Origin of the sequence: Bacillus sp. LB7 (assembly GCF_030449715.1) — a bacterium.
Classification (GTDB): Bacteria; Bacillota; Bacilli; order Bacillales; family Bacillaceae; genus Bacillus; species Bacillus paralicheniformis.
Genome location: NZ_JASGCA010000002.1, coordinates 82,493 through 103,881, shown reverse-complemented (window position 1 = coordinate 103,881; position 21,389 = coordinate 82,493). Strand labels below are relative to the sequence as shown.

Sequence of the window (21,389 nt, the reverse complement as noted above, 5' to 3'; positions counted from 1 at the left end):
AGTAATGAAAGACTATTGCCCTTTCACTTCATCTGCTGCTTTGTCCAATGCTTCTTTCGGTGTTTTGCTCTTCGTTTTGAGCGCTTCGTACAGTACGTTTCTGTTGACGAGATCGGAAGTCTTCGCATAATCCTCAGTAAGGTAAAGCGGATTGATCTCATCCTTTATGTCAAGAAGCACGGAAAAGATGTGTTGTCCGTTTTGAAAGTATTCTGTATATTGATTTGGTTTTTTCAATTCGTCCGAGTCCCACACATCCCATCTGAGCGGATCGAACCCGAGCACGGTCCACAGCTTGATGTTGCCTTCTTTTGACGCTTTGGCAAATTTCAAGAAATCCTTGGCCAGATCGACCTCTTTTGCCTGCTTTGGAATCACGGTGGCCGTTCCGCCCATTCCCGCTGAGCGGTCTCCCCCTTCTTCCCATGCCGGCAGCGGTCTAATCGCGATTTCCCCTTTCAAGTCAGGCATATAATCCAAAAAACGGCCCATATACCAGATCGGCATTAAGACAGACGCCGCGCCGCCTTGGTTCATAAATCCGTAGTATTCTTCACTGTGATGATTGCCTCCGGGCGTTGTGACGGCTATTTTGTCTTTCTCAATTAAAGTCTTTAAAAATTCGAGCGTTTTCACGTTTGTCTCATTGTTTAATGTCAAGCGCCCCTGTTCATCAAAGTAACCGGATCCCTGCTGGGAAACCAGCGGCAGAAATGAATTCGGGTCGGTCGTTTCAATCGTTGTCATCGGCTTTCCGAGAGCTTTGACGACCTTTTTTCCCGCTTCCCTGTAATCTTCCCACGTTTTGATGTCGTCCGGATCAACGCCCGCTTTATTCATCATTTCCATGTTGTAATACATCACGGTTGTTCCGACATGTGTGTCAAGTCCGTAAAGCTTGCCGTTCTTGCTGTAGAGCGTCAGCCTCGCTTCAACAAACTTGTCTCGTTCATCCTCCACAAGCGGCGTTAAATCTGTAAGAGGAATGTCAGAGCCCTTCAAAAAGTTCGAATAGCGCCCCAGCTCCACATCGGCAATATCTGGAACCCCTTTCCCGGCTAAAAGCGAGATTGATAAATTGTCATGCATCTGTCCATACGGATACACCACTGTATTTAATTTGATTTTTCGCTCGGGATACTTTTTGTTCCATTCTTTCACCATCTCAGCGTAAAACTGTTCATGAAGGCCGTTGAATGTCCAAAATATCAGTTCGGTGCTGTCCGTTTGATCGGAGGCAGGACTCGCCTTGCACCCCGATAAAAACAGACATGCAGCGACCGTGACCATAAAGATAGATGAAAGGAACCTTTTCACATTTTAACCCCTTTCACGCCCGGTCCTTCGCCTAATAGCCCTGGCAAAAGGCCGTATTGATTGATGATTTTCAGTCCCGTATACCGGTCTCTGAGCTGATGGGCGTATGCGAGCGCTTCTCTCACCAGCTCTTCTTCAACATCGAGTTCTTTGAATGATACAGGCCCGCCGATACGCCTCATCCACTCTGCCATTTTCTTACCGTCAGGGAGCTTTTCATAAACGGAGCGAATCGCGTGTTCTGCGTGTTGATCACCCAGGCTTGCACCGATAAGAGATCGGTAAATGTCAGTCAGCATGATCGCGCTGCAGCCGACTTTAGCACCGTGGAGCACTTGCCGTTTATTGTTCTCCAACGCTTTCATTTCAAGGTAGTGGGAAAGATGGTGCTCGCCGCCGGAAGCCGGCCTTGAATGGTCGAGAACCAGCATGACGAGGCCAGAAAGGATCAGCGATTCCATCAATTTCTTAATCCCATCGCACGTCTTGGCGGCGATGTCATCTTTTCGGTCAAGACATTGATCAAGCGCTTCCCTCGTGAGCCGGCTGGCGGCCGGACAATACGGCTCGCCGGCAAACAAGCGGGAAATTTCCCAATCCGCAAGCGACGTCTCCTTGCCGAGCATATCGCCAAAACCTGCGGCTATCATGTTCTGCGGCGCTTGACACAAGAGCTCCAAATCGGCAAAAAGCGCGATCGGCGCTGTCGTTTGAACCGTCTGTTTCTTTCCTTTTAAAATCAGCGGTGCGCCGGCTGAAGTAAAACCGTCAACCGACGGAGCCGTAGGAACTGAAATAAACGGGATGCCGCGCTGATAGGCGCAAAACCTGACGATGTCGTGAATCGTGCCCGCTCCGGCCGCAATCAGTACATCCGCATCAATCGGTACACCGATCAACGCACTCACCAACGTTTGTTCATCCGCCGTCACATCGCCCGCTTCATTAGCTTCCAGCAGAACCTGAACCGTTTCAGCCGTTTCTTCAAGAAGAGCCGCAATCCGCTTGCCGGCTATCCGTCCGGTCGTTTCATCATAAATGACAGCGGCTTTTTTATAGGAAGCCGATTTCACAAAAGCGGGCAATTCTTGCTCAACAGCATTGCCGCCGATCGCGATTTTTTCGACTGTAAGCGGATGATGAACGGCTCCGCACTCGCATGCACCCAAAGTGTCTTTCACATAAGAGATCAAATCTTTCATTGACAGCTTCCCTCCTCTATTGACCGTAATACGCGTCTTCCCCGTGCTTGCGAAAATAGTGCTTATCCTGCAAAGCGCTCTTAATCGGCTCAAGAGACGGATTCAGCATCAGGGAGCGGTACGCCATCTTCGCGACTTCTTCCAAGACGACAGCATTGTGTACGGCAGTCAAGGCGTCTTTCCCCCAGCAAAACGGCCCGTGATTGTTCACGAGAACGCCGGGCATCGCCAGGGGGTCAAGATGCCGGAACGTCTCGGCAATCACTTTTCCTGTATTCAACTCGTATTGACCTCTGATCTCCTCGGGTTCCATTTCTCTTGTGCACGGAATGTCACCGTGGTAGTAGTCAGCATGAGTCGTTCCGAATGACGGAATATCCTTCCCTGACTGCGCCCAGCTTGTCGCCCACGGAGAATGCGTATGGACGATCCCGCCGATCGATTGAAACTGCCGGTAAAGATAGAGGTGTGTCGGCGTATCGGAAGACGGCTTCAGATCCCCTTCTACAATCTCGCCGTCCATATTCACAACCACTAAATCTTCAGCTATCAAATCGCTGTATTTGACACCGCTCGGTTTGATGACGACCAGCTCATTCTCCCGGTCTATACCGCTGACATTTCCCCATGTAAAGGTGACAAGCCGGTATTCTTCAAGCTGCAAATTCGCTTTTAATACTTGTTCTTTCAAAGATTCCAGCACAGTTTTCTCCTCCCTCTAAGCCATCGCTTTACCGGTGTCGGAATTAAGGGACTGGATGTTTTTCAATTTTTTAAGGCGTTTCATCACATTGTTTTGCTTTCCGAAGTATGTGTAAAGCTCCTTGTATTCCGCATAAAGCTGATCGTATAAGGCAACGTTTTCAGGAATTGGTTTGTAGGTTTGATCCTTGACCTTGCCCATATGTGCGACTGCTTCTTCGATATGGTCGTAACCGCCGTTCATGCTTCCGGCCGCGAGCGCTCCGAATATCGCGGAACCTAAAGCCGGCGCCTGCGGAGATCCGGAAATTTTGATTTCCATGTTGGTGACATCCGCGTAAATCTGCATGATAAACGGATTTTTTTCGGCGATTCCTCCTGCGGCATACAGCTCCTCGATCGGCACGCCGCTTTGTCTGAACGTTTCAATAATGATCCTCGTCCCGTAGGCAGTCGCTTCAACCAATGCGCGGTATATCTCTTCAGGCTTAGTGGCAAGCGTCATACCGAGCAGCATGCCCGTCAGATCGGCATCAACGAGTGTTGAACGGTTTCCGTTCCACCAATCCAATGCAAGCAAACCGCTTTCACCGATTTGGAGACGGTCAGCCTTTTGAGAAAGCAGTTCGAAAATGGAAATCCCTTCGGCTTCAGCTTCTTTCATATACGCTTCTGGAACAAAGTGTTGAATCAGCCAATGAAAATGGTCGCCGACGCACGATTGGCCTGCTTCATAGCCGACATAGCCCGGGAGAATCCCGTTTTCAACAACGCCGCACATTCCCGGCACCATTCTGACATCTTCACCGAGCAGCATATGGCAGGTAGACGTTCCCATGATCATCAGCATCTTGCCCGGCTCTGTGATGCCGACCGCAGGAACTGACACATGCGCATCAACATTTGCGACAGCGACCGCGGTACCTGCCAGAAGCCCTGTTTTCCCGGCCATTTCTTCAGTCAGTCCGCCCGCTTTTTCGCCTACAGAATAAATATCCTCCGTTAATTTTTCGCGAACGATATTTTTCAGCTTCGGATGCAGGCTTGCGAAGAAATCGTCGGAAGGATAGCCGCTCTTATTGTTCCAAATCGCTTTATACCCCGCTGTGCAATTGTTGCGCTTTCTGATTCCGCACAGCATATAGACGATCCAGTCGGCCGCTTCCATCATCTCGGCTGCGGCATCATAAATATCAGGCGCTTCTTCCGCGATTTGCATCACTTTTGGAACGAGCCACTCGGAAGAAATTTTCCCGCCGTATGTTTGAAGAAAAGGTTCATTTCTTTCTTCCGCGATTTGATTCAAGCGATTCGCCTGCTCCTGTGCAGCATGGTGCTTCCAAAGCTTCACATAGCTGTGCGGTTCTGACGCATACTCTTCCCTCATGCAAAGAGGAGTGCCGTTCTCGTCAACGGGCAAAATCGTGCAAGCCGTGAAATCGATTCCGATGCCGATGATTTCTTTCGGATCGGCTTTCGACTGCTTTAAAAGGCTCGGAATCGTTTCCTCCAGCACTTCAATGTAATCAGCCGGATGCTGGAGCGCCCAGTCCCTCGGAAGTTTTTGCTTTGAGACGGGAAGCTCCCGGTCTATCACCCCGTGTGTGTACTCTTTGACAGCTGTCGCGATTTCCTCACCTGTCCGGACATCGACGAGAACAGCGCGTCCTGACAATGTTCCAAAGTCAACTCCGATTGTGTAAGGGATAAGCCTTCACCCCCTTAAAACTTGCGAAGCCGATATGCAGCTTCACTCCATTTAAGTTCATTGCGAAGATTTAAAATTGTCGTATCGCGATTGATCAACACCGCTTCAATGCCCGACATTTCGGCCCAATCGAGCATCTGCTCAGCTGTCAGCTGATACGAAAGGCATGTATGGTGCGCACCGCCAGCCAAAATCCACGCTTCGGCCGATGTTCTCAGAGACGGCTGCGGCTTCCAAAGTACGCGCGCCACCGGAAGATTCGGCATATCATGCGGAACCTTCTCAGCTTCCACTTCATTGATGACAAGCCTGAAACGTCCGCCCAAATCGATGAGGGAGATATTGACCGCAGGGCCTGCAATTCCGTCGAACACGAGCCGCGCCGGATCATCCTTTGCACCCATTGACAGCGGATGGACTTCAATTCTCGGTTTGTGTTCGGCAATCGACGGGCACACTTCAAGCATGTGGGAGCCGAGAATCATTTCATTGCCCGGTTCAAAATGGTACGTGTAATCCTCCATAAATGACGTTTCTTTTCCGCCGGCCATCACTTTCATCATCCTGACGAGTGCAGCCGTTTTCCAATCTCCTTCTCCTCCGAAACCGTAGCCTTCGGCCATCAGCCGCTGAACGGCCAAACCTGGAAGCTGCTTCATACCGTGGAGGTCTTCAAAGGTTGTCGTAAAGGCCGTATAGCCCCCGCTCGAAAGAAAGCGCTTTAATCCAAGCTCGATCCGCGCCTGCTCCTTGACTGATTCCCTTGCCTCTTCGCCTTCCGGCCACTCATAAAGTTCCTCATATTCGGAGATGAGCTCGTTCAGACTTTGTTCTGATACAGCATTGATTTCTGTGACGAGGTCGCCGATTCCATATCCATCGACAGACCAGCCAAGCTGAATCTGCGCTTCAATCTTATCTCCTTCCGTCACCGCCACATTGCGCATGTTGTCCCCAAATCGGGCGACTTTGATATGACGGCTTTCAATATATGCGACCGCTGCGCTCATCCATTTGTCGATCGAGTGTTTGACGTCTCTGTCTTCCCAATACCCGGCGATGACTTTTCGCGGAATGCCCAATCTCGCTCCGATAAAGCCGTATTCGCGGTCGCCGTGTGCGGACTGATTAATATTCATGAAATCCATGTCGATTCTGTCCCACGGAATGTCCCGGTTAAACTGGGTATGAAAATGGAGCAGCGGCTTATTCAGCTCTGACAGGCCCGGAATCCACATTTTCGCTGGTGAAAACGTATGCATCCAGGTGATGATGCCCGCGCACTCCTCGTCCCGGTTCGCCTCTTCAAACAGTTTTCTGACGCCGTCCAGCGAAGTGGCCACCGCTTTGTACTTGATTTGAAACCTTAAATGCCCGTCATTCAATCCGTTGCAGATCATTTTGGAATGCTCTTCCACCTCTTGTACAGCCTCTTCTCCATATAAATGCTGGCTGCCTGTCACAAACCAAAATACATGCGTCTTTGTCTGAATCAAATAGCTTCCTCCTCTTCTTTATGGTGTCTGTGTAAAGATTAGCAAACTATTAAAACGCTTACAAAAAAACATGGATATCCCTCATTCTCAAACTTATCGCGACTATATGTACGTACAACTAAACCCAAAAACATATTTGTACGAACAACTTCATTATATCATTTTGAAAAAAACTGTCAATTTAATTTCCAGAATGTTTTTTATTTTATTGACAGATTTCAGAACAAAAAAACCGGGCGGAAAAATCGCCCGTCATCTGTTAATAAGTCGGCCACCCTTGGGAATCCCAGTACAAGTCGTTGATGAGCAGCTTCGATACGCCATTGTCCAGTGCGTCATAAGCGTGTCTGACAAGGATCGAGTTGTTCAGAACATCCTGATGTCCCGGCCCTTTCCAGCGGTCATTGCCGGAATCGAGGATCGTCCCTCCGCCGTTCATCATATTTTTGCCGCTTTTATCATAATAGGGTCCCGTAATGCTCGTTGAACGGCCATACGCTATTTTATATGTGCTGTTCACCCCTTTACAGCAGCTGTCAAACGAGACAAATAAGTAATAGTAGCCGTCTTTGTAGGTAATGTTCGGCGCTTCAACCGCTCCGCCGTTATTCGGCCTTGAGGCGATCGAATACAGGCTTCCCGTCGGCTTCATCGTGTTTTTATCAAGCCTTGTCAGCTTGATGCCGGTCCAAAAGGAACCGAATGAGAGCCATGGATTTCCTTCTTTGTCAATGACCAGATCAGGGTCAATGGCATTAAACTGATCACCGGATGTCGATCTGATGACCAGCCCGTCATCCCGCCATTGGCCGGATGAAATCCGGTCTGTCGATGCGAGTCCTATCGCTGATGTGTTTGAACCGAAAGACGATACCGAGTAATAGAGCCAATACCGGCCGTTATAGTAGCTGATATCCGGCGCCCACTGATGCGGTTCATGATTTGGTACGTACATCTTCCACCAGGACAATGGAGCTGGAAAAATACTCGGGGCAGCACTCCAGTTTCTGCCGTCGGTTGACTTAATGACACGCAGCCCTGTACCGAGCCCGGTTCCAAATGTATACCACGTATTTCCCTCTTTAATGATGGAAGGATCATGGATGAAATTGTCCCCCTTTGTGTCCCAAAACGCAGCCTTGCCTGATTCAGGCATCAAAAAAGCCAGCAGCAGTCCGAACATCAATCCTGTCAAAGACATTCTCCGCAACACATTTTTCATTCAGATCACACTCCTGTTCTTGTAAATGAAAAAACAATGCCTCCCTTTCTTTGTCAATTTTCCGAACAATGTTTATATATGTAAGCGCTGTCTTTTGCATTACAAAAAAAGCTGACAGCTTGTAAAATAAGCTGTCAGCCACTCTTTCATCAGTCAAATGTAATTTTTTGAACCGTCTCTTTATCCAATCGTTTAATCACTTCGGTAATTAATTTTACCGCATGTTCATAGTCATCCCGGTGAAGCATGGCCGCGTGCGTATGGATATACCTCGTCGCGATCGTGATCGACAGGGCAGGCACTCCGTTCGCGGTAAGGTGGATCGATCCCGAATCTGTTCCTCCGCCTGAGAGGGCGTCAAATTGATACGGAATGCCGGCTTCATCTGCAACATTCGTGACAAAGTCGCGAAGCCCTTTATGGGACACCATTGAAGCGTCATAAAGGATGATTTGCGGGCCTTTTCCCATTTTGCTTGTCGACTCTTTTTCGGTAATACCCGGCGTATCACCCGCGATTCCCACGTCAACACCGAAAGCGATATCAGGCTTGATCGTATGCGCGGCGGTTTTCGCGCCTCTCAGTCCGACTTCTTCCTGTACGGTTCCGACGCCATAGACGACATTCGGGTGATCCGCTCCTTTCAGATTTTTCAGCACATCGATCGCGATCGCGCAGCCAATACGGTTGTCCCATGCTTTGGCAAGCAGCATTTTTTCATTATTCATCACCGTAAATTCAAAGTAAGGAACGACCTGGTCTCCCGGAAGAACGCCCCACTCCATCGCTTCCTCTCTGTTCGACGCACCGATATCGATAAACATATCTTTAATATCGACCGATTTTTTTCTTGCCTCCTGAGACAGTACATGAGGAGGCTTTGAACCGATGATACCGGTGATGTCGCCTTTCTTCGTCACGACTGTCACACGCTGCGCCAGCATGACCTGGCTCCACCAGCCTCCAATCGTCTGAAAGCGGAGATAACCCCGGTCATCGATCCGCGTAACCATAAAACCGACCTCATCAAGATGGCCGGCAATCATAATCTTCGGTCCGTCAGCCTGTCCGGTCTTTTTAGCGATTAAGCTTCCCAGTCTGTCTGTCGTAACCTCGTCGGCAAACGGTTCTATGTACGATTTCATGACTTGTCTGGGCTCTTTTTCATTTGCCGGAATTCCTTTTGCATCTGTTAATTCCTTTAGCATCGTCAATGTTTCATCAAGCTTTGCCATCTCTATATAGCCTCCTTAATTAACCTCATTTACTATTATACAGAAACATCCCTTTTCAATACGACCAATATTCTGTACAGCTTTTTTGGTTAAAAAGTGAAACCTTGCGGGAACTGGTTCGTATATATTGGGATATACTCAAAATTACGTTCAAGGGAGGTTCTGTTTTCACATGATTTTCATCATATTGAGACTGGCTTTGCTGGCGCTTTTGGTTTACGTCGTGTACAGGGCCGTTCAATTTTTGGGGAGCCCGGACAGAAGGCTGAAATCAGCACAGGCCAAAGAACACTTTTATTTTTTGGACGAACAGAAAAATGCACGCAAAAATCTCAAGCTGACATTTAAAGGCGTGCTTTTCGAAGGAGAAAAACACATTCCTTCAAAAGACCATCCGCTGTTCATCCATACGATTTTTGTATGGACGGAAGCGCCTGAAGAAAAACTCGGCTCTTTCACGGAAGAAGACTTCGCGGAATTGGAAGAAAACATTAAAGCGCACTATCCCGATTGCAAAATTGACTGGGATTCGAACATTCAAAAGTGGAGAAACAAAAAAGCAGAAGAGCAATAGGCCTCGTCTGCTTTTTTAATTCATCATATAACAATAGGTCAAAACGGCTTGCACGACCAGCAAAAAAGGAATGCCAAGCCTGAAGGAAAGGTGTTTTGTCTTATGTCTGAACCGCATCATCCCGAACCAGACGCCTGTCGATCCGAAAGCGGCCGCAACGAGCCAGATGCGGCGCTCAGATACCCTCCATTTCCCAGTGACCGCTTTTTGCTTGTCTGCTTTCATTAAGAAAAAGCCGTATCCGTTTATAAGGATCGCATATATCCATATGAGAGTCATATTGTTCATTTCCCCTTGTTTCGCGGTTTTGGGCTTCTTGCGGCGGGCCGGCCTCCCGAACCGTTTCACACACCGTGCGAGAAGCTTCTAACAACAAAAGAAAAAGGCCGGGTTCCGGCCTTTTTCAATTATTTATTCAATTGCGCTTTAGCAGCGTCTGCAAGCTGATTGAATGCGTTCAAATCGTTTACAGCAAGGTCAGCAAGCATTTTGCGGTTTACTTCGATACCTGAAAGCTTAAGACCGTGCATCAAACGGCTGTAAGAAAGACCGTTCATGCGTGCTGCAGCATTGATACGAGTGATCCAAAGTTTGCGGAAATCGCGCTTTTTCTGACGACGGTCGCGGAAAGCGTAGTTTCCTGATTTCATAACCTGCTGGTTAGCTACTTTATATAATGTATGTTTTGAACCAAAATAACCTTTTGCTAATTTGAGAACCTTTTTACGACGTTTGCGTGTAACAGTTCCGCCTTTTACTCTTGGCATTAGATTTCCCTCCTAATTATACCTTTTCCGAATTACTTAATGTTGGCAAGCTGCTGCTTGATGCGTTTGAAATCGCCGGCGCTTACGACTGCGCTTTTGCGAAGCTTGCGCTTTTGTTTTTGAGATTTATTTGCGAACAAGTGACTTGTATATGCATGAGAACGTTTCAGTTTCCCGGAACCTGTCTTTTTAAAACGTTTCGCAGATCCGCGGTGAGTTTTCATTTTTGGCATGGATGTTTCCTCCTTAATTACTTTTCAGTTTTAGGCGCAAGCACCAAGAACATGCTGCGGCCGTCCATTTTCGGCTTCGTTTCAACAGTCGCCACTTCCGCGCAGGCTTCTGAGAAACGGTCCAGCACGCGCTGTCCGATTTCTTTATGCGTGATCGCACGGCCTTTAAAACGGATAGACGCTTTCACTTTGTCCCCTTTTTCCAGGAACTTGATAGCGTTGCGAAGCTTTGTATTGAAATCGTGTTCTTCAATACCAGGGCTCAGCCGAACTTCTTTTAAGTTAATGATTTTTTGATTTTTGCGTGCTTCCTTTTCCTTCTTCTGCTGCTCGAATCTGTACTTTCCGTAGTCCATGATCCGGCATACAGGCGGTTTTGCATTCGCTGCAACCAACACAAGGTCAAGATTTGCGCGACCCGCAATTTCCAGTGCTTCCTGGCGGGATTTGATCCCAAGCTGATCGCCATTTTGTCCGATCAAACGAACTTCACGCGCACGGATACCCTCATTAACCAATTGATCTTTGCTAATAATGAGCCACCTCCATAGAATCTTTGAATTGATTTCACAACTCATTTTGACCGTTTCTTTGCATTCCACAGGCAAACAAAAAGTGCGGGCATCGAAACACCCACACTGCGAACATTGCATAGAAAAATAAGAAATGTACGTTTAACCTGCCAACTACAAGAATGTGTCAATCAGGTGAGAAGCGGGTGCTTCTGCTTGTTGATATATATTCAATTCATTATCCATCTTACATAAACAAATCCTGCAAGTCAAGATATAAAATTTATCACAACATTTGCTATTATATCAGGACACATTTCAAATAGCAATGCTATTTTTTTATTTTTCTTTCACCGGCTCTATCCGCCGATCATTTGGACACATAACGGTACGACAAACACGGTCACGACGCCGACGACGACAACTGCAATACTCGCCATTGCCGCTTCGACTTCCCCCATTTCAATTCCGACGGCGACGCCAAGGGCATGTCCAGATGTTCCGAGTGCCAACCCTTTGGCGATCGGATGCTGCACTTTGAAGATTTTCAAAAAAAGCGCGCCGAGCGCATAGACGATCACTGCGTTAAAGATGACGGCGAAGGCCGTGATATCTTGAATGCCGCCGATCCCTTTTGATAAAGGCAGCGCAATCGCCGTCGTGGCGGCCTGGGGCAGCATGCTTTTCATGACGGCTCCGTCAAGATGGAGCGCGTTTGCGATCAGATAGACGACAGCAACCGAGCAGACAGAGCCCGCAATAATGGCGCCAAGGATTTGCAGCCAATACTTTTTCAAGCTTTCCGCCTGTTTGTATAAAGGAATGGCAAACGCAATCGTGGCGGGCTCCAAAAAGAACTTAATGATGTCTCCGCCGCTCTTGTAGTCCTCATATGAAAAACCGCCGATTTTTAAAAACGCGATCCCAAGAATCATCGCGACAAACAGAGGCGTGAACAAGAAAAAACCATTTGATTTTTTAAATAAAAAAGTGCCGATGCCAAATGCGGCCAGTGAAACGACGATACCGAAATAAGGTGTCATAACGTAAAGAACCTCCTCCTATTGATTCAAGAAGCTGTTTTTTTAGCTGGTTCAACCCGGGTGTCCTGACGATCCTTTTTGCCGACAGACAGAACGAACTGTGAAAACAAGCCTGTCGCTGCAAGCAGAATGACGGTGGCCAGGAATATCACAAGGACGATCGGCAATCCGTATTTCTCCATGACGCCGAGCGAATTCATCACTGATATACCCGACGGAACGAATAAAAAGCCGATCAGCGAAGTGAGCGCCGTGCCGAGCGATTCGACTTGTTCCAGCTTCAGCACCTTCGCACACAGCAATGTAAACAACAGCACCAAACCGATGACAGACGGAGGAATCGGGATGGGCAGAACCGCGGCGATTCCGTTTGAAACAAACATCATAACAGCAAAAATAAATGCCTGAGTTAAAAAGCCATATTCTTTTTTATCCTTCATTTCGTTCACCTCTTTGGCTGTGTTGGGTTCATTATAAAAAAAAGACCGGCCAAAAAAGCGTTTTCAAAATAACTTGCCGGATACAGCCCTTTAACTGCAGAAATGGGATGCTGAAATGCAAGTCGCTCTTCCGGCTTTGCAAATTCTTCACAAACATTTAAATTCCAGAATGTGCTAATGAAGCAAAGCAGATCGTATAGTGGTTAATGAGAAAACGATTGATGAGGAGGCCTGACCCATGGACCATTCAAGAGGAGGCCGCTTTGTTCCGGCTGGCGAATTCGCATCTTTAGCAAGACGCGGCCTGATGCCTGAAGACGCTTCGATCGGCGCCGGCGCGCCCCGATTTGCTGATTATCCATTCAAACTTGGCGTGGCTTCGGGTGACCCGCATCCCGACGGAGTTGTCATTTGGACGAGGCTTGCCCCAGATCCGCTTGCCGAAGACGGTTTAGGGGGAATGCCCGGCAGAGCCGTCCCTGTTCAGTGGGAAGTAGCTGAAGATGAACATTTTCGCAAAGTGGTGAAGCGCGGGACGGCCTCTGCGCTTGCTGAGCTCGCCCACTCCGTTCATGTTGAAGTGCACGGCTTAAAGCCGGGAAGCTATTATTGGTACCGGTTTAAAGCGGGGCGGGAAATCAGCCGGACAGGCCGTACAAAAACAGCGCCTGCCCCGCACGCCGACATCAAGGGAATGTCGTTCGCTCTCGCCTCGTGCCAAGCTTGGTACCACGGATATTTTACAGCTTACCGGCATATGGCCGAAGACCATCCGGACGTTGTTTTTTTCCTCGGAGACTATATTTACGAATATGCCATTAATGCTAAAAATCTTTTCCGCGATGTGACTTTATCCGCTGCCCATAACGCAAAAACCGTCACGCTCAGCCAATACAGACTCAGATATTCTCTTTTTAAGACAGATCCGGACCTCCAGGCCATTCATGCGCTGGCTCCCTGGGTTGTGACGATGGATGACCATGAGGTCGAAAACAATTATGCCGGCATCCATTCGCAATACAACACGTCTCCGGACGATTTTCTCCGGCAGCGCGCAGCGGCGTACCAAGCTTTCTATGAAAATATCCCGATTCGCAGCACATCGATTCCAAATGGGCCTGACATGCTGATGTACAGGCGGTTCCGCTATGGAAACCTGGCTGAATTCAATGTTCTGGACACCCGGCAGTACCGCAATAATTTCCCGGCAAATGAGGCCGAACGGCTTGAGCCGTCACGTTCCATACTCGGATTTGACCAGGAGCGCTGGCTTTTTAACGGCTTGAGCCGGTCTGACACGGTATGGAACTTTTTAGTCCAGCAAGTCGTGCTGGCTCAAATCGACCGCGATACAGGCCCTGGAGTTGAGTACAGCACAGACCAGTGGGATGGTTTTCCCGCTTGCCGCGACAGGCTTTTTTCCGCATACAAGGCATACGGTATCCAAAACCCCGTTGTGCTGACAGGAGATATTCACAGACATGCCGCCGCCGACTTAAAGGAGAACTTCGACGATGCGGGTTCAGCGACAATTGGAACCGAGCTGATCACAACTTCGATCTCTTCAGACGCTGACGGCAGCGAGACCGATTCATTGGCGCCGATCTGGCTCGGAAACCCGCATGTCAAACTGTACAATGCGCAGCGCGGCTATGTTCGCTGCCGCTTGACGCCCCGGCAGCTCGAAGCCGACTTTCAGGTTCTTCCTTATATCACACGACCCGGCGCCCCAGTCTCAACTTATGCCACGTTCGCCGTTGAAGCGGGACGGCCCGGGCTCCAGCGCTAAAAAACGGCGGTGAATGACGAATTCAGTCTTTCACCGCCGCTTATCATTTCACACCATATGCAGCCGTTTTTTCAGCTCTTTCGCGTATGTGCGGCTGACAGGAATCGTGGAGCCGTCTTTCATCAGGAGGTTGTATGTCGAATTGAACCAAGGTTTGACTTCTTTAATATGATCCATATTTGCGAGAAAGCTTCTATGCACCCTGATCAACGCCGTCTGTGAAAGCTTTTGTTCGAGAACGACTAATGTATCGTGAACCGTATATGCCTGATCAAAGGTTTTCACTGTGACGTGTCCGTCTTCTAACCCGGCGTATACGATTTCGTCCGGATCGAGAATGACGATCGCTTCGTCAATGCTGAGAGCCAGCCTGTGGCGGCCCGCAAGCCGCTGCTCCTCCTGATGGCCGGGGCGCATCCTTTTATATTTTTGGATCGTCTGTCTGATTCGCTCCTCATCAAACGGCTTTGTCAAATAATCGACCGCATCTACTTCAAATGCTTTCAGCGCATATTCATCATAAGCGGTCGCAAAAACGACAGCCGGAGGCGCCGACATTTTTTTCAGCCGCTTCGCAATGTCAAAACCGTTCTCCCCAGACAAATCGATGTCCAAGAAAAGAATATCGGGTTTGTGATCCGCCATTTTGTCAAACGCTTCTTCGATATGTTCAGCCTCATCGACCGCATCCACTTCTTCGGTCTGCTCTAATAAATATCTCAGCTCGTCTCGCGCAAACATTTCATCATCAACGATTAATACTTTGAGCATCTCTGTTCCCCTCTCTTTCGGTTTGAAAAGGAATCTTAAAGGATATCTCTGTTCCTTGATCATGTTCGCTGGCAAGCTGCAGGGCAGCCTGGTGCCCGAACAAACCAGTGAGCCGCTGATTCACATTGTAAAGCGCCGTCCCATTCCCTTCCTTTGAAGGTGCGGGCGCCTGTCCCAGCTGTCCAAGCAGCTCCGAATCAATTCCCCTGCCGTTGTCTGACACCTTCATCAAAACGCCGTCCTGCTCTCTCACAGCGCATACTTTTACCGTGCACACCTTTTGTTTTCTCGGGAACGCATGGCGGAGCGCGTTTTCAACGAGCAGCTGCAATATAAATGGAGGAATTTCCATGCTTTCAAGACCGTCCTCGATATGAAAATCAATATGATACTTGCCAGGGAACCGGGCCTGCTCCAATGATAAATAGGCTTCCAGGTGATTCAGCTCTTTTGAGAGCGGAATCATCAGCTGCCTGGCTCCCTGCAGATTTGAACGAAAATAAACGCTCAGCTGCAGGAGGAGTTTCCGCGTTTTTTCCGGATCTGTCCTGCACAGAGCAGAAATCGTATGGATGGCATTAAATAAAAAGTGCGGATTGACTTGCGCTTGAAGCGCCTTGATTTCGGCATCTTTCAAAAGCTTGCTTTGCAGCTCTGCTTCACCGAGTTCTAGCTGAGTGGAAAAAAGCATGGCAAGCCCTTCGGCGAGCTCTTCCGTCACGCGGTTAAGACCGGACGGGTGCTTAAAGTACAGCTTCAGCGTGCCAATCGTTTCGCGGTTGGAGAAGAGCGGCAGTACGATCGCCGCCTGCAGCGGACAGGAGCGGTGCGCACACTCGATTTCATCGCGCGACTTCACTTTCATGACCTTTCCGGTTTGAATGACTTTTTTCGATAAACCGGTGATCAGATTTTTTGAAGGAATATGATGATCGGCTCCATCTCCGACATGAGCGAGAATGTTCTCTCTGTCCGTAATCGATACGGCATCGGTCCCCGTCATCCGGTGAATAATGAGAGCGGCGCTTTTGCAGGAATCCTCATTCAGTCCCCGACGGAAAAAAGGAAGCGTCTGATCCGCTATCGAAAACACCTTATGGGTCTGAACGGCCCGCGCCTGTTCCTCTTTGCGGATAATAGACTGAATGATCGATAGAAAAATAAAGCTGCCCGTCCCGTTGACAATCATCATCGGAATGCCAATCATCTGAACGAGCGCAAGAGCCTCAGCCTGCGGTTTTGCAAGCACGAGAATCATCAGCATCTGCAGACCCTCCATACAAATCCCCGCCAGAGCGGCTACCCTTGGTGTCACCATCTGATGCCGTTTCCTGAAAAAGCTGCCGATATAACCCGCGATGACGCCAGCCAGCAGTGAAGAAACCGCACAGCTTAAAGCCGTCGTCCCTCCCAGTGAAAAACGGTGAATGCCTGACAATAGCCCGACACCCGCTCCGACAAACGGCCCTCCGATCAGGCCGCCGATTTCGACACCGAGAATTCTCGTATTGGCAATCGAGCTTGACGGATCGATCGCAAAAATCCAATCATTGTTCAAAATCTTGTGTTCTCGGATTTCAATGCCCGTATAGTTGCTGATGATGCTGAACAGGGAAAAAATGAAGATGAGAACCCCTTTTCCCTTATACCCTTCCGGATGCTGAAGGTGCTGACGGAACACCTTCATATGGGCCAACATAAAGCCCAGGATGACGATGATCCCCACTCTCTCCAGCATCATGATCATGAGTTGAATCATGTACTTCCCCTTGCTTTCTTTCTGAATCGGAATTTGCTCTTATTCTATCATACCTCTCTTTATTCACACTTTGACGCGGCATGCTTAAACGGCAGCAATTGTTTGCTGCCGTTTCCTTATTTGCTGCTACCCGTTTTCAAATTAACAATCAGCCACACTACTTGAATAATGAATGGAAATATAAATGCAATCAATAAAACGATAAAAGCTATTAATTTAAGCTCAGGCGTTTGAGTAACACCGGCGCCATCAACATCTCTCAGCCACACGAGAGCCGTCCCCATTACAAAAACGGCCATCCAAAATATGTTGCAAATCCACCAAAATATCCATCTTTTTTTCACAAAACCATTCCTTCCATTTCTACACTGTATCCGCTTCTTCCGTCCGCATATGAGCCCGAATCATGACCATAAGATCATCTTAAAAATCCCCTGCATTTCCAAACAATAGAAACCCGTTTCATTCTATCATATTGGAGAAGCTTTCACACTTTGACACTGCATGACATCACATTCTTAAATTCATTTCTTTCACATCCCTTTGATCTATTGTAAAATAAATGAGAGAATTCTATAAATTAATGGCAGAGGAGAAGATCATGAAAGCCGTATTTTTTGATTTAGACGATACATTGCTCTGGGATGAAAAAAGCGTCAGCACAGCATTTTCAAAAACGTGTCTTAAAGCTGAAGAAAAATACGGAATCCATGCGGAAGAATTTGAAGCAGCCGTCCGCGAAGCAGCGCGAAAGCTTTACACGTCTTATGAAACATATCCATACACCGTCATGATCGGCATCAACCCATTTGAAGGCCTGTGGTCAAACTTCAGCGAGCCGATCAGCGAAGGGTTTCAAAAACTGAACAAAATTGTTCCTGAATACAGAAAAAGCGCATGGACAAACGGATTGAAGGCGTTTGACATCGACGATCCCGCCTTCGGAAAAGAACTCGGCGAATATTTCGCCGCAGTGCGCCGAAAGAGCCCTTTCGTCTATGAAGAAACATTTGCCGTTTTAGATGAACTGAAAGGAAAAGTAGAGCTTCTTTTGCTGACAAACGGCGATCCGAGCCTGCAGAAAGAAAAATTGGCAGGCGTACCGGAACTTGCTCCTTATTTTAATGAAATCGTCATTTCCGGTGAATTCGGAAAAGGAAAGCCTGATCCAAGCATATTTGAACACTGCCTCAGTCTCCTCGGTATGACAAAGGATGATGCCGTGATGGTCGGAGACAACTTGAACACCGACATTCTCGGGGCTTCCAGAGCAGGCATTCAAACCGTCTGGGTCAACCGCAAAGGCAAAAAGAATGAAACTGACCTTACACCTGATCACGAAATCAGCCATTTGAGCGAACTGTTCGATATCCTCCGCGGAAAAACAGCGGACAAGCTAAGCAAAAAAGCATGACTCCCGAGCGGGAATCATGCTTTTTTCTCGTTTATTTCTTTGCTTCTGCAACAGCTTTTTTAATGAAGTCTGCAAACGCAACCGTTTCTGATTTTTGCTCTCCGTATTTGCGGACGTTGACGGCTTCGTTTTCAACTTCCTGGTCGCCGACGACAAGCATGTACGGGATTTTTTGCATCTGCGCTTCACGGATTTTATAGCCGATTTTCTCGTCGCGGATATCGACTTCAACGCGAAGCCCTTCACGCTGCAGGCGCTCCTGGACTTTTTTGGCGTAGTCAAGATGCACGGACGGCGATACAGGGATGACCTGGAACTGAACAGGGGCAAGCCATGTCGGCAATGCGCCTTTATGCTCCTCAATTAAGAAAGCGACAAAACGTTCCATTGTGGAAACGACACCTCTGTGAATGACGACCGGACGATGAGGTTTTCCGTCTTCTCCGACATATGTCAGATCAAATTTTTCAGGAAGAAGGAAGTCCAGCTGTACAGTTGACAGTGTTTCCTCTTTGCCGATTGCTGTTTTGACCTGAACGTCAAGCTTCGGTCCGTAGAACGCCGCTTCCCCTTCGGCTTCGTAATAATCGTGTCCGATCTCGTCCATCGCTTCCTTCAGCATCGATTGCGCTCTGTTCCACATTTCATCGTCGTCGTAATATTTCTCAGTATCTTCAGGGTCGCGGTAAGACAGGCGGAATGAGTACTGTTCAAGGCCAAAGTCTTCATACACTTCCTGAATCAGGCGGACAGTGCGGATAAATTCTTCTTTAATTTGATCCGGACGGACGAAAATGTGTGCGTCATTCAAAGTCATCCCGCGAACACGCTGCAAACCTGAGAGAGCGCCTGACATTTCGTAGCGGTGCATCGTTCCGAGCTCTGCGATCCGGATCGGCAGTTCACGGTAGCTGTGAATGTCGTTTTTATAAATCATCATATGGTGCGGACAGTTCATCGGACGAAGCGTCAATGTTTCATTGTCCATTTCAATCGGAGGGAACATTGTGTCTTGATAATGATCCCAATGCCCTGACGTTTCGTAAAGTTCTTTGCTGCCGAGGACAGGTGTATACACGTGTTCATAGCCGAGCGCAAGCTCTTTGTCAACGATATAGCGCTCGATGACGCGTCTGATGGTCGCCCCCTTTGGCAGCCAAAGCGGCAGCCCTTGCCCTACCTTTTGCGAAATCGCAAACAGCTTCAGTTCTTTGCCGAGCTTTCTGTGGTCGCGTTCTTTTGCTTCCTCAAGAAGGCGAAGATGCTCATCAAGCTCCGCTTTTTTGAAGAAAGCCGTACCGTAAATGCGCTGGAGCATCTTGTTGTTGCTGTCTCCGCGCCAGTATGCCCCCGCAAGGCTCAGCAGCTTGAACTCCTTGATTTTCCCTGTCGAAGGAACGTGAACACCGCGGCACAGATCGAAGAATTCGCCCTGCTCATAGATCGATACCGTTTCGCCTTCCGGAATCGCATCAAGCAGTTCCAATTTCAGATCATCGCCGATTTCGGCAAACCGGGCTCTGGCTTCCTCACGGCTGACTTCTTTTCTTACGATCGGCAGATTTTCGCCGACGATTTTTTTCATTTCCTTTTCAATCTTCGGAAGGTCTTCCGGAGTCAGCGCTTCTTCCATATCCACATCATAGTAGAAGCCGTTTTCGATGACCGGACCCACGCCGAGCTTCACGTTTTTATACAGCCGCTTGATCGCCTGGGCCATTAAGTGTGCAGTACTGTGGCGCATGATTTCCAGCGCTTCTTCGCTGCCTTCTGTAATGATTTCGATGGCGCCGTCCTCAAGGATCGGTGCGCGCAGATCGATTTCTTTGCCGTTTAATTTCCCCGCTATTGATTTTTTCTTTAAGCCGGGACTGATTGATGCCGCGATATCTTCTGTTGTCGTCGTTTTTGCAAACTCCTTAACCGCTCCGTCAGGAAATTTGATTTTTACCATATCTGACATCCTAGTCACTCCTTTTTTTTACAAAATAAAAAATCCCCGTCCCCCTATGAAAGGGACGAGGATTAATAAACGGAATTCGTGGTTCCACCCTTTTTCCCGAAAACGCAAAAAACCCGTCGCGCTCTCGGCTTTCGGTTCTGTAACGGGAAGTCCCGTCAGTCATTACTAGACACATTGCCGTTCACAACTGATGTTCAAAGGCGGTAAAAAAATGCTCCTTGGTTTAGAGACTTTCAGCCATGGTCTCCCTCTCTGTCAAACCGGTGTTCATCTTTTCATGTCCTTATCGATACATGATATCTTTAAGTTTACATCGTATTATAAATCGTTTTTCACACAAAATCAAGAATGCTCTTCCAAAATGTTTTCCCGCGGATGAAAGGCGTCAAGCGAAAGAATCCGTACGCGCTCCTGAAAAATATTTTGTATGGTCTGAACCATGGCGTGTTCCCGGTCTTCTGTATAGAGGTCTATTTTTTCCGGCGCAATCGATACGAGCGGAGCCAGGAGATGGGAATCAATATACATCGGGTGTTCTCTTACGAACCGCCTGTCTATGTATTTTTTTTGTTCCCGTTCAGAAATATACTTTAATTCCCACAATACAAAATAACCGTCGTGCACAATGTGGACATGGTCAAGCATCGGCTCTTTCGACATGACGTAGTCTCTCAGCGATTGAATGAATGTCTGATATTCCTGCTCCATTTTATACTCGTCGATCGCCGCCTCCACATAAGACCTGAGGCGTTCATAATACCTCCCGAGGCGAAATGTCATAAAGGACCGAATGGAAAAGACGTTTTCCTCAAGACAGATCGTTTGGAGCTCCTGAATGATGTAATGTTCGCGAGGGGTGTCGTCCTTGTTGAGAGGAAGCCCTTCAAGTTCGCCCTCCATAATGCTGTGGGCCAGTTGAAGAATCTGCTGCTGTTCATCCCGGTCCAAAAAGTAATAATCGCCTTCAATAATCGAAAGCATGTATTCGTCTTCTTTGCATTCTGTAAAAAATCTCGTCAGAACCGGCTCAATATAGGCCTGAATACTGACAGAGGAATGGGTCTTTTCAATTCCGATCTTCCCTGGCGCTTCGTAAATCTTGATATGCCGGTTCGCATCCGCATTGCGAAGGAGATGCAAAAACGCGGCTGTATCATAATCATCTTCAAATGTAATTTCAAGCATGTTTGTCCCCCCTAACAACATCTGATACATGTATATGGGGGTGACAAATAAAATAGA

At 48.1% G+C, this 21,389-nt stretch carries 21 protein-coding genes and 1 other annotated feature; of the genes, 3 read left to right on the top strand and 18 right to left on the bottom strand.

Annotation, left to right across the window (positions count from 1 at the left end; genetic code table 11):
* Positions 1–12 precede the first annotated feature (12 nt).
* The 7 genes from araN to QMZ64_RS03000 all read right to left on the bottom strand — a co-directional run bounded on the left by araN (position 13) and on the right by QMZ64_RS03000 (position 8,882).
* The gene (araN, locus tag QMZ64_RS03030) at positions 13–1,290 is read right to left on the bottom strand and encodes an arabinooligosaccharides ABC transporter substrate-binding protein AraN (protein ID WP_265627913.1); all 1,278 of its coding nucleotides are present in this window, start codon (positions 1,288–1,290) and stop codon (positions 13–15) included.
* A gap of 23 nt (positions 1,291–1,313) precedes the next feature.
* Positions 1,314–2,519: a sn-glycerol-1-phosphate dehydrogenase gene (locus tag QMZ64_RS03025; RefSeq protein ID WP_265625993.1), complete on the bottom strand. Its 1,206-nt coding sequence runs from the start codon at positions 2,517–2,519 to the stop codon at positions 1,314–1,316.
* Positions 2,520–2,535: 16 nt separating this feature from the next.
* Positions 2,536–3,222, bottom strand: coding sequence for an L-ribulose-5-phosphate 4-epimerase (gene araD / locus QMZ64_RS03020; RefSeq protein WP_265625992.1), 687 nt, complete (start codon positions 3,220–3,222; stop codon positions 2,536–2,538).
* Positions 3,223–3,237: 15 nt separating this feature from the next.
* Positions 3,238–4,929 carry a ribulokinase gene (araB, locus tag QMZ64_RS03015; protein ID WP_265627912.1) on the bottom strand — a complete coding sequence of 564 codons (1,692 nt, stop codon included), beginning with the start codon at positions 4,927–4,929 and terminating at the stop codon, positions 3,238–3,240.
* 14 nt (positions 4,930–4,943) lie between these two features.
* Positions 4,944–6,425 carry an L-arabinose isomerase gene (gene araA / locus QMZ64_RS03010; RefSeq protein WP_265625991.1) on the bottom strand — a complete coding sequence of 494 codons (1,482 nt, stop codon included), beginning with the start codon at positions 6,423–6,425 and terminating at the stop codon, positions 4,944–4,946.
* Positions 6,426–6,684: 259 nt separating this feature from the next.
* Positions 6,685–7,647, bottom strand: coding sequence for an arabinan endo-1,5-alpha-L-arabinosidase AbnA (gene abnA, locus QMZ64_RS03005; RefSeq protein WP_409365381.1), 963 nt, complete (start codon positions 7,645–7,647; stop codon positions 6,685–6,687).
* 149 nt (positions 7,648–7,796) lie between these two features.
* Positions 7,797–8,882: a M42 family metallopeptidase gene (locus QMZ64_RS03000; RefSeq protein ID WP_265625989.1), complete on the bottom strand. Its 1,086-nt coding sequence runs from the start codon at positions 8,880–8,882 to the stop codon at positions 7,797–7,799.
* Positions 8,883–9,054: 172 nt separating this feature from the next.
* Here QMZ64_RS03000 and QMZ64_RS02995 point away from each other — a divergent pair, with 172 nt between their 5' ends.
* Positions 9,055–9,456 carry a sigma-w pathway protein ysdB gene (locus QMZ64_RS02995; protein ID WP_265625988.1) on the top strand — a complete coding sequence of 134 codons (402 nt, stop codon included), beginning with the start codon at positions 9,055–9,057 and terminating at the stop codon, positions 9,454–9,456.
* Positions 9,457–9,471: 15 nt separating this feature from the next.
* On the opposite strand, the gene QMZ64_RS02990 is transcribed toward QMZ64_RS02995, so the two are convergent.
* The 6 genes from QMZ64_RS02990 to lrgA form a co-directional block, all read right to left on the bottom strand.
* Complete coding sequence (locus QMZ64_RS02990; RefSeq protein WP_265625986.1) at positions 9,472–9,735, bottom strand: DUF1294 domain-containing protein; 264 nt, start codon at positions 9,733–9,735, stop codon at positions 9,472–9,474.
* 128 nt (positions 9,736–9,863) lie between these two features.
* Positions 9,864–10,223, bottom strand: coding sequence for a 50S ribosomal protein L20 (gene rplT / locus QMZ64_RS02985; protein ID WP_003184266.1), 360 nt, complete (start codon positions 10,221–10,223; stop codon positions 9,864–9,866).
* Positions 10,224–10,255: 32 nt separating this feature from the next.
* Positions 10,256–10,456, bottom strand: coding sequence for a 50S ribosomal protein L35 (rpmI, locus tag QMZ64_RS02980; protein ID WP_003184267.1), 201 nt, complete (start codon positions 10,454–10,456; stop codon positions 10,256–10,258).
* Positions 10,457–10,473: 17 nt separating this feature from the next.
* Positions 10,474–10,992: a translation initiation factor IF-3 gene (gene infC / locus QMZ64_RS02975; protein WP_116523372.1), complete on the bottom strand. Its 519-nt coding sequence runs from the start codon at positions 10,990–10,992 to the stop codon at positions 10,474–10,476.
* Between the two features lie 67 nt (positions 10,993–11,059).
* Positions 11,060–11,192: a sequence feature (ribosomal protein L20 leader region), on the bottom strand.
* Positions 11,193–11,327: 135 nt separating this feature from the next.
* Positions 11,328–12,011, bottom strand: coding sequence for an antiholin-like protein LrgB (gene lrgB / locus QMZ64_RS02970; protein WP_075751978.1), 684 nt, complete (start codon positions 12,009–12,011; stop codon positions 11,328–11,330).
* 26 nt (positions 12,012–12,037) lie between these two features.
* On the bottom strand, positions 12,038–12,451 hold the full coding sequence (lrgA, locus tag QMZ64_RS02965; RefSeq protein WP_265625983.1) for an antiholin-like murein hydrolase modulator LrgA: 414 nt from the start codon (positions 12,449–12,451) through the stop codon (positions 12,038–12,040).
* 238 nt (positions 12,452–12,689) lie between these two features.
* On the opposite strand from lrgA, the gene QMZ64_RS02960 reads away from it, so the two are divergent.
* Positions 12,690–14,240 (top strand): alkaline phosphatase D family protein, encoded by a 1,551-nt coding sequence (locus QMZ64_RS02960; RefSeq protein ID WP_265625982.1) that lies wholly within the window; start codon positions 12,690–12,692, stop codon positions 14,238–14,240.
* 48 nt (positions 14,241–14,288) lie between these two features.
* On the opposite strand, the gene QMZ64_RS02955 is transcribed toward QMZ64_RS02960, so the two are convergent.
* The 3 genes from QMZ64_RS02955 to QMZ64_RS02945 form a co-directional block, all read right to left on the bottom strand.
* Entirely contained in the window at positions 14,289–15,011 is a 723-nt protein-coding gene (locus QMZ64_RS02955; RefSeq protein ID WP_243942716.1) for a LytR/AlgR family response regulator transcription factor, read from the bottom strand.
* A complete protein-coding gene (locus QMZ64_RS02950; RefSeq protein ID WP_265625980.1) occupies positions 14,989–16,770 on the bottom strand; it encodes a sensor histidine kinase in 1,782 nt (593 codons plus the stop codon). The genes QMZ64_RS02955 and QMZ64_RS02950 overlap by 23 nt, the downstream gene beginning before the upstream one ends.
* A 116-nt stretch (positions 16,771–16,886) precedes the next feature.
* Positions 16,887–17,114, bottom strand: a complete 228-nt coding sequence (locus QMZ64_RS02945) for a DUF3923 family protein (protein WP_020452536.1) — start codon at positions 17,112–17,114, stop codon at positions 16,887–16,889.
* A gap of 257 nt (positions 17,115–17,371) precedes the next feature.
* Here QMZ64_RS02945 and QMZ64_RS02940 point away from each other — a divergent pair, with 257 nt between their 5' ends.
* Complete coding sequence (locus tag QMZ64_RS02940; protein ID WP_265625979.1) at positions 17,372–18,184, top strand: HAD family hydrolase; 813 nt, start codon at positions 17,372–17,374, stop codon at positions 18,182–18,184.
* Positions 18,185–18,215: 31 nt separating this feature from the next.
* On the opposite strand, the gene thrS is transcribed toward QMZ64_RS02940, so the two are convergent.
* Together thrS and ytxC are read right to left on the bottom strand one after the other, a co-directional pair.
* On the bottom strand, positions 18,216–20,147 hold the full coding sequence (thrS, locus tag QMZ64_RS02935) for a threonine--tRNA ligase (protein ID WP_020452538.1): 1,932 nt from the start codon (positions 20,145–20,147) through the stop codon (positions 18,216–18,218).
* A gap of 342 nt (positions 20,148–20,489) precedes the next feature.
* Positions 20,490–21,332: a putative sporulation protein YtxC gene (ytxC, locus tag QMZ64_RS02930; protein ID WP_265625978.1), complete on the bottom strand. Its 843-nt coding sequence runs from the start codon at positions 21,330–21,332 to the stop codon at positions 20,490–20,492.
* Between the last annotated feature and the right edge of the window lie 57 nt (positions 21,333–21,389).